The following is a 6000-nucleotide window of genomic DNA, read 5'->3' on the forward strand; positions in this document are numbered from 1 at the left end:
AGCGGCAGCACAATCATCGCCGCTGAAACCATCGGGCGCATCTGCTACGCGATGGACATCGATGCCCGCTATGTCGATGTGGCCGTGCAGCGATGGCAGCGCTTCACTCGCAGGACGGCGGTTTTGGCGGGCGAGGATCGAGTGTTCGACGACATTGCTTCGCGTCGCTGCGCTCTCGGACACGGCGATCGGCAGGGCGCAAAGAATTCCTTGTAATCGCGATGCAAAGCTCTATGCTTGTCGTGTCAGCCTTGTTTGGTTCGGCCTGCTCTCCATGCTCGTGATCGAGCGCCGAGCCAGATGCCCGCCCCTTCAGATGATTGACCCGCCATGCGACGTTCGCGCGGCGGCACATCTTGTTCGATCGGAACAATCCCATGTCCAACGGCACCATCAAGTGGTTCAACGCGACCAAGGGCTTCGGCTTCATCCAGCCCGAGGACGGCACGAGTGACGTGTTCGTCCACATCAGCGACATGCAGCGCTCCGGCATCGCCGAGCTGCGCGAGGGTGACAAGCTCACCTACGACGTGCAGAGCGGTGATCGGGGTAAGACGTCAGCCTGTAACCTTCGCCTCGCCTGACGTCCTCGCGCTGCAGCGGCCTCACGGCCGCCGGCGCGAGAACAAGCGGGTGGGCGCCTCCACGTCCACCCGTGACTGCCTGCTGCGGTGTGCTTTGCTTTCACAGAGTGAATCGGCCCTGCAGAATGCGTCACGCGCTGCGCCCATGGCGCGCCGGACGGCCACTGCCGCGGGCAGCTGAAACATCCGGCTTCTCAGATCTGCTGCGTCCGAGCGGACGCACGGCCTGAACACTCATGTGCGGCGCAACTCGGCCAGACAGTTAGTCTGTCGTTCCCAAGCGCGCTCAACACGCACGACCAACAAAGAAAGAAATATCATCATGGCTCGCATGCCACCCCTCCCGCCCGCAGGTCGTTCGCCTCAGGGCAGCAAGAGCACAACCGGCAGCAAGACGAACCCGAAGGACGCCCACGCAAACGACCGGTCCGGCAACGGCAAGCAGATCGGCGTCTCCAAGGCGACCCAGAGCAATCGCAACTCGGGGAACCGGTGACAGACATCTGGCAGCGATTCCCCGACATGCGGACGCCCATGGACGACAAGGATTACGTCTTCGCGCGCTTCAAGAGCGACACACCCGCCTCGGTGAACCGGCGGGAGACGCGGACCATCCCCGGACGCGCCGGAGCCTTCGGGAGCCGCGTCGTCCAGGTGGTGCATGTGCCCTCGCGCGCCGCGATCCAGGACAGGCCGCGGCGCATCGGCGCGCGACCCAGAGCCGCAGCATGCGACGGTGTCTTTGCTGCCAGGTAGACCGACCGCCCCGATGTCTCCTTGCCGCTCGTGCCGCTTGCCACCGTGCTCGTGCAGCCGATCACCTCAGCGATGCCCGCGCCCGGGGCGGTCGGGGTCTAGGCCGACAAATCCCCCCGGCCTGCAACCTCGGGGGGACTCGCCGGGACTCGTCGCGCCTGCAGGCTACGCGATGCGGTAGATGCTATAGCTGCCGCGGGCACCCTCTTTGTTCGGCCCCACCTGCCGCACCCGCTCCAGCACCTCGACCGTGATCCCCTGGCGCTTCTTCAGGCCGGCGAAGAACCCGCGGACCGTGTGTTGCTGCCAGCCGGTCGCCTCGCAGATTTGCGCAATGGTGGCGCCCTCCTCGCGGTGGAGTAGGGCGAGCACCTGCTCCTGCTTCGTGCCCTCGCGCGGCTTGCGCGGCGCGCCGGGCTCGCGCGCAACACGGGCGGGCTTGCTGGCGAAGGCGGCGCGGAGGGCCTGCATCGGGCCGTCGAGGGCGCCGATGATGTCCGCCGCGCGGTTGGCCTCGTCATCCCAGGCGGCGAGCACCGCGGCGGCGGCGTCACGCAGGCTCGCGCGCGGGGCGGGCGTGGGCGCGTCCTGGGCCGCCTCGGCCTTGTCCGCGGGGGCATCCCCCTCCGCGGGGTCCTCCCCGCCGGTGGGCGCCGTGTCCGCGCCCGTTCCGGCATCCGCCGCGGGCGCCGCCGGCTCAAGGCCCATGGCGCGGAGCCCCTCGTCGGTGATCTTCAGCAGCATCTCTTCGCCGTCCACCGTCCATTTCGCGATGGCGTCGTAAGGCGGGCGATGCACCGCGATCACCAGGTCGTTCTTCAGGAGGGCCTGCGCCACCTTCTGGCGCGCGCCGGCGGGCAGACGCGCGGGCGGGTAGGCCAGGTGCTCGGGGTGCTGCGCGGCGGCAGTAAGGATCTGCTGCTGCGTGTCGGTGAGCTTCATCTTCGGGGTCTCCGGTTTCCGCACCCGACCAGTCGGGTGCTACCGCCCCGAGCCCCGCCGGCAGGACCGGTCGGGGCAGATGGTGCGCTTGCGCAGCGCGTGACGGAGCATTCGCGCTGTGCCGCGCACGAGCCAAGCGTGATCGCCGCGGCGCAGATTGCGTTCTTCAAAGGATCTCGATCACATCATGATCGCTGCCGCGCAGCCGGGCCGCGTGGCCTCGCAGCGCGAGGTGGCGCGCCGCCTTGGCGTTTCCCATACTGCGTTGCAGAAGGCGCAGCGCGCCGGCCGCATCGCGCCCGAGGCCGATGGCGCTTGGGACGTGGAGAAGATCCGCGCGCGGCTGGCTGAGAGCAGCGATCCGATGCGGAAGACTGCGACGCTGGTGCAGCCGGCCCCGGCAGCACCGCGCCCCGCTGCGCTGCCACCGATCGCGGCAGCTGCGCCTGATCCGCTGCCGCGGGCCACGAGCAGCACCTTTCACGACGCGCGCACGGCGAACGAGGTGCTGAAGGCGCAGGAGCGCCGGCTGCGGCTCGACGAGCGCAAGGGCAAGCTGGTCGACAAGGCCCGCACGCTGCTGCTGGTGCACCGCCTCGCCAAGGAGGAGCGCGACTCGGTCCTCGCCTGGCCGGCCAGGGTGGCTGCCGAGATGGCGGCCGAGCTCGGCGTCGATGCGCATCGGCTGCAGACGATGATGGACACGCGTCTGCGCCAGCACCTCGCTGAGCGGCACGACGTCCGGGTGAGCGTCGGCTGATGGCGGGCGAGCATCTGCTGGAGGAGCTCGGCCGGTTCGACGGTGACGCCGAGATCCTGCAGGCCTGGCGCGACGGCATGGCGCCCGAGCCGGCGCTGCTGGTCTCGGAGTGGGCGGACAAGCACCGCGTGCTCGGCTCGCGGGGCTCTGCTGAGCCCGGGCCGTGGCGCACGGTCCGCACGCCCTATCTGCGCGAGATCATGGACGCGCTGTCGCCGACTCATCCGGCGCGGCGCGTGGTCTTCATGAAGGGTGCCCAGGTCGGCGGCACCGAGTGCGGCAACAACTGGATCGGCTACGTCATCCACCACGCGCCGGGGCCGATGCTCGCGGTGCAGCCGACCACGGAACTCGCCAAGCGCTTCTCCGACCAGCGCATCGACCCGCTGGTCGAGGAGACGCCCGCCATCCGGGAGCGGGTCGCGCCAGCACGCTCGCGCGACAGCGGCAATCGCCAGCTCAGCAAGGAGTTCCCCGGCGGGCAGCTGGTGATGACCGGCGCGAACAGCGCCGTCGGCCTGCGCTCCATGTCGGCGCGGTTCCTGTTCCTCGACGAGATCGACGCCTATCCCGGTGACGTCGAGGGCGAGGGTGACCCGATCGCGCTGGCCGAGGCGCGCGCGCGGACCTTCGGCTGGCGCCGGAAGGTGTTCCTCGTCAGCACGCCGACCATCGCGGGCCTGTCGCGGATCGAGCGCGAGTACCTGGCGACCGACCAGCGGCGCTACTTCGTGCCGTGCCCGCACTGCCGGGCGATGCAGTGGCTGCGCTTCGAGCGGCTGGTCTGGGACGACGGCGAGCCGGAGACGGCACGCTATCTCTGCGAGGCCTGCGACGCGCCGATCGGCGAGCAGCACAAGGCGGCGATGCTGGCCGCGGGCGAATGGCGAGCCACCGCCGCAGCGACGGACCCGCACGCGATCGGCTTCCACATCTCGGCGCTCTACTCGCCGCCGGGCTGGATGCCGTGGTCGGAGATTGCGCGGCTCTGGCTCGCCGCGCAGGGCGACGACCGGGCGATCAAGACCTTCCGCAACACCGTGCTCGGCGAGACCTGGCAGGAGGCGGGCGAGGCGCCGGACTGGCAGCGGCTCTACGATCGTCGCGAGCACTGGCCCGCGGGCACCGTGCCAGCGGGCGGCCTGCTGCTGACCGCCGGCGTCGACGTGCAGCGCGATCGCCTTGAGGCGAGCATCTGGGCCTGGGGACAGGATCGCCAATCCTGGCTGGTCGAGCACCGCGTGCTGGCGGGTAACCCGTTCGAGGCTGCGGTGTGGGAGGAGCTGCGGCTGCTGCTCGGCGAGACCTGGCGGCACGGCAGCGGGCATCACCTGCCGGTGGCCATGGCCGCGATCGACAGCGGTGACGGCATGACCACTGCCGAGGTCTACGCCTTCGTGCGGCGGGCCGGCGCCGGCCGCGCCATCGCCGTGAAGGGCCAGGACGGGCTGCGGGCGGCCGTCGGCCAGCCGGCCGCGACGGAGGTGCGGCGGAACGGCCGAAAGCTCGGCGGACTGAAGGTCTGGCCGGTGGGTTCATCCTTCCTGAAGGGCGAGACCTACGGCTGGCTGAAGCTGGAGCGGCCGACGGAAGAGAGCGGCGATCCGTTCCCGGCCGGCTACGTGCATCTGCCGGTGCATGCCGCGGGCGAGGAGTTCTGCCGCCAGCTCACCGCCGAGCAGTTGGTCGCCCGCGCCGGCCGCAACGGCTTCCGCCGGCTGGAATGGGTGAAGACGCGCGAGAGGAACGAGGCGCTGGACTGCCGGGTCTATGCCCGGGCTGCCGCCGCGGCGCTCGGCATGGACGGCTGGGGCGAAGGTCGGTGGGCGCGGATGGCCGATGCGCTGTCGTTGCCGGCAGCCGAGCCGGCTCTGACGACGGGGGCCGCAGCAGCGACAGCATCGCCCGAGCCGATGCGCCCGCGGGGCTGGCTCGCGCCGCGCTCCGGCTGGCTTCGTTGAGCGGAGGACGAGCATGGATCCGACCGTCCTCGCCTGGGCGCTGGCGCAGCCAGCCAGCAGCCGCGCTGCGGCGCTGGCGTCGGCATACACCGGCGGCACCACGCGCGTGACCTTCGACGGCCGCACCGTGGAGTATCGCAGCCTCGACGAGCTCGGCCGTGCGCTCGCCGTGCTGCGCGGCGCGGAGGTCTCAGCCACGCGCCGTCCATCCGTGACACTGGCCAGCTTCTCTCGGGAGGGCAGCAGGTGATGGGCCGTCTCCGCGATGCCTGGGCAGTGCTGCGCGGATACGCCGCGGCGCAGGACCAGCGGTCCTCCGCCTGGGCGCCCTCCGGCGGCAGCGCCACGGCCGAGGTCGGCATGGCCGCACCGACCGTCGCGCGCCGTGCTCGCGACGCCGTCAGGAACGATCCCTATGCCAGCCGCATCGTCGATCTCTGGACCGGGAACGCCGTCGGTGCCGGCATCACGACGCGCTGGCCGGATCAGCCCCATGCCGATGCCTGGCGTCGCTGGGCGGAGAGCACCGGCTGCGACGCAGAGGGCCGGCTCGATCTCTATGGTCTGCAGGCGCTCGCGATGCGGGCGGTGGTGGAAAGCGGCGAGTGCTTTGTCCGCTTCCAAATGGTGCCGCCGTCGCCCGCCAACCCGATCGGCCTCAGGTTGCAGGTGCTGGAGGCGGACCACCTGGACACAGCCCGCAACGGCATGCTGGCGGGCGCCGCCACCATCCAGGGCATCGCCCTCGGCGAGGCCGGCGAGCCGATCGGCTACTGGCTGCACCGCGTGCATCCCGGCGCCGCCTGGACGCTGCCCGGTGCCACCTGGCTCAGCAGCGAGCGCATCCCCGCCGGTGACGTGCTGCACATCTATCGTGCGTTAGCTGAGACTTGATCGGACAGACTGTGTTGGTTCTCGAAGGATGGAGCCGGTGGGCGGGGCGCGGTCCTTGCCCTCGCGCTCGGACCGCGGCCCGCCCACCGGCGGGACGGAGAAC

The 6000-nt window shown here is 70.8% G+C and carries 7 protein-coding genes; 6 read left to right on the plus strand and 1 reads right to left on the minus strand.

Annotated elements, in window-relative coordinates; genetic code table 11:
- Positions 1 to 377 precede the first annotated feature (377 nt).
- Together ACESM1_RS27030 and ACESM1_RS27035 are read left to right on the plus strand one after the other, a co-directional pair.
- Positions 378 to 584: a cold-shock protein gene (locus tag ACESM1_RS27030; RefSeq protein WP_372624336.1), complete on the plus strand. Its 207-nt coding sequence runs from the start codon at positions 378 to 380 to the stop codon at positions 582 to 584.
- Positions 585 to 1118: 534 nt separating this feature from the next.
- Positions 1119 to 1340 (plus strand): hypothetical protein, encoded by a 222-nt coding sequence (locus ACESM1_RS27035; RefSeq protein ID WP_372623426.1) that lies wholly within the window; start codon positions 1119 to 1121, stop codon positions 1338 to 1340.
- A gap of 165 nt (positions 1341 to 1505) precedes the next feature.
- On the opposite strand, the gene ACESM1_RS27040 is transcribed toward ACESM1_RS27035, so the two are convergent.
- Positions 1506 to 2282 carry a DUF3489 domain-containing protein gene (locus ACESM1_RS27040; protein ID WP_372623427.1) on the minus strand — a complete coding sequence of 259 codons (777 nt, stop codon included), beginning with the start codon at positions 2280 to 2282 and terminating at the stop codon, positions 1506 to 1508.
- A gap of 187 nt (positions 2283 to 2469) precedes the next feature.
- Here ACESM1_RS27040 and ACESM1_RS27045 point away from each other — a divergent pair, with 187 nt between their 5' ends.
- From ACESM1_RS27045 to ACESM1_RS27060, 4 genes are read left to right on the plus strand one after another with little or no spacing between them, the layout of a single operon-like run.
- A complete protein-coding gene (locus ACESM1_RS27045) occupies positions 2470 to 3042 on the plus strand; it encodes an elements of external origin (RefSeq protein WP_372624337.1) in 573 nt (190 codons plus the stop codon).
- Positions 3042 to 5003 carry a phage terminase large subunit family protein gene (locus ACESM1_RS27050; RefSeq protein WP_372624338.1) on the plus strand — a complete coding sequence of 654 codons (1962 nt, stop codon included), beginning with the start codon at positions 3042 to 3044 and terminating at the stop codon, positions 5001 to 5003. Before ACESM1_RS27045 ends, ACESM1_RS27050 begins: the two co-directional genes overlap by 1 nt.
- A gap of 13 nt (positions 5004 to 5016) precedes the next feature.
- Positions 5017 to 5253 carry a phage head-tail joining protein gene (locus ACESM1_RS27055; RefSeq protein WP_372624339.1) on the plus strand — a complete coding sequence of 79 codons (237 nt, stop codon included), beginning with the start codon at positions 5017 to 5019 and terminating at the stop codon, positions 5251 to 5253.
- Positions 5253 to 5897 (plus strand): phage portal protein, encoded by a 645-nt coding sequence (locus tag ACESM1_RS27060; RefSeq protein WP_372624340.1) that lies wholly within the window; start codon positions 5253 to 5255, stop codon positions 5895 to 5897. The genes ACESM1_RS27055 and ACESM1_RS27060 overlap by 1 nt, the downstream gene beginning before the upstream one ends.
- The last annotated feature ends 103 nt before the right edge of the window (positions 5898 to 6000 follow it).

The sequence above is a fragment of the Falsiroseomonas sp. genome (assembly GCF_041690465.1).
GTDB lineage: Bacteria > Pseudomonadota > Alphaproteobacteria > Acetobacterales > Acetobacteraceae > Falsiroseomonas.

Excerpts from the sequence above, each read along its gene's own strand:
- ACESM1_RS27045 (WP_372624337.1), top strand. The coding sequence starts at position 2,470 with ATGATCGCTGCCGCGCAGCCGGGCCGCGTGGCCTCGCAGCGCGAGGTG.
- ACESM1_RS27040 (WP_372623427.1), bottom strand. The coding sequence starts at position 2,282 with ATGAAGCTCACCGACACGCAGCAGCAGATCCTTACTGCCGCCGCGCAG.
- ACESM1_RS27060 (WP_372624340.1), top strand. The coding sequence starts at position 5,253 with ATGGGCCGTCTCCGCGATGCCTGGGCAGTGCTGCGCGGATACGCCGCG.
- ACESM1_RS27035 (WP_372623426.1), top strand. The coding sequence starts at position 1,119 with ATGGACGACAAGGATTACGTCTTCGCGCGCTTCAAGAGCGACACACCC.
- ACESM1_RS27050 (WP_372624338.1), top strand. The coding sequence starts at position 3,042 with ATGGCGGGCGAGCATCTGCTGGAGGAGCTCGGCCGGTTCGACGGTGAC.
- ACESM1_RS27055 (WP_372624339.1), top strand. The coding sequence starts at position 5,017 with ATGGATCCGACCGTCCTCGCCTGGGCGCTGGCGCAGCCAGCCAGCAGC.
- ACESM1_RS27030 (WP_372624336.1), top strand. The coding sequence starts at position 378 with ATGTCCAACGGCACCATCAAGTGGTTCAACGCGACCAAGGGCTTCGGC.